The organism is Streptomyces sp. NPDC001617, assembly GCF_053596855.1.
Map to the genome: position 1 here is coordinate 1 of NZ_JBSFHA010000210.1, position 1,455 is coordinate 1,455.

The window sequence follows — 1,455 nt, forward strand, 5'->3', positions numbered from 1 at the left end:
AAGTCCCCGAAGAACCACGACGGTGTCGTGAAGCTGATGGAGTACCTGGGCAGCCCGGCGGCCGAGGAGCTCTACCTCAAGGGCGACCCGAGCGTGGTGGCCGCCTCCAACAAGGCCTCCACCGCCTCCTACTCGGCGCTGCAGAAGAAGGCGTTCGAGATGATCGGCAGCGCCAAGTCCCTGACCCAGTTCATGGACCGCGACTCCCGCCCGGACTTCACCTCCACGGTGATGCAGCCGGGTCTGCAGAAGTTCCTGCAGAACCCGAAGGGCGTCGACAGCCTGCTGTCCTCGATCGAGCGCCAGAAGAAGACGATCTTCGCGTCGTCCTGATCCGAGCAGCTGACTTGAGCATCGACACCTCCCCGAAGAGCCCGGAGGCGGCCGCCGTGCCGCCTCCGGGCCACGCGCCTGTCAAGCGGGTCCCGCAGGGCCACAAGCGTCTGCTGACCCGTCGTGACCGCATCACGCTCGCCTTCATGGCGGGCGTGCCGACGGTCCTCCATGTGGCCCTGGTCTGGGTCACCGCCCTCGCCTCGATCGCCCTGGCCTTCACCAGCTGGGACGGCATCGGCTTCGACTCCATCAAGTGGGTGGGGCTGGACAACTTCCAGCAGCTCTTCACCGACAACCCGCAGTTCTGGCCCGCGGTAGAGCACAACATCATCTGGTTCGTCGTGCTCATCCTGATCCCGACGCCGATGGGCCTGTTCCTCGCCGTCCAGCTGGACAAGAACATCCGCTTCTCCCGGGTCTACCAGACCGCGTTCTTCCTCCCGGTCGTGGTCTCCCTCGCGGTCACCGGGTTCGTCTGGCAGCTGGTCTACAACCCCGACACCGGCCTGATCAACAGCCTCATCGGGGCCAACAAGCCCGGCCACTACATCGACTGGATCGGCAACCCGCACCTCAACCTGTGGGCCGTCCTCATCGCCGCCTCCTGGCGGCACACCGGCTACATGATGATCCTCTACCTGGCCGGCCTCAAGGGCGTCGACCCCTCCCTGCGGGAAGCCTCCTCGCTGGACGGGGCGAACGAGTGGCAGACGTTCAAGAACGTCATCTTCCCCACCCTGCGCCCCACCAACACGGTCGTCCTGGTGGTCACCATCATCGAGGCGCTGCGCGCCTTCGACCTGGTCTTCGTCTTCAACAAGGGCGCCCAGGGCACCGAACTGCTGTCGATCCTGATCACCAACAACATCATCGGCGAGTCCAGCCGGATCGGTTACGGCTCCGCCATCGCCGTCGTCCTGCTGGTGATCTCCCTCGCGGTCATCATCCCGTACCTGATCGCGACCTTCCGGAAGGAGCGGCAAGCGTGAGCACAGCTGTCATCGCGAAGAAGCGCACGCCCGTCCGGCCCGCCCGGATCCTGCTGCACACCTTCCTCGTCCTCACCTCGCTGGCCTGGCTCGCCCCGCTGCTGTGGGCGGTCTTCGCGGCCCTGCGGCC

The 1,455-nt window shown here is 65.9% G+C and carries 1 protein-coding gene and 2 pseudogenes; all 3 read left to right on the forward strand.

The features are described from left to right. Positions 1–333: pseudogene (locus tag ACWC09_RS52625) on the forward strand (carbohydrate ABC transporter substrate-binding protein); the annotation flags it as partial. Between the two features lie 14 nt (positions 334–347). After that, the gene (locus tag ACWC09_RS52630; protein ID WP_450859430.1) at positions 348–1,325 is read left to right on the forward strand and encodes a carbohydrate ABC transporter permease; all 978 of its coding nucleotides are present in this window, start codon (positions 348–350) and stop codon (positions 1,323–1,325) included. Further along, positions 1,322–1,455, forward strand: a pseudogene (locus ACWC09_RS52635) (carbohydrate ABC transporter permease); the annotation flags it as partial. The gene ACWC09_RS52630 and the pseudogene ACWC09_RS52635, both read left to right, overlap by 4 nt.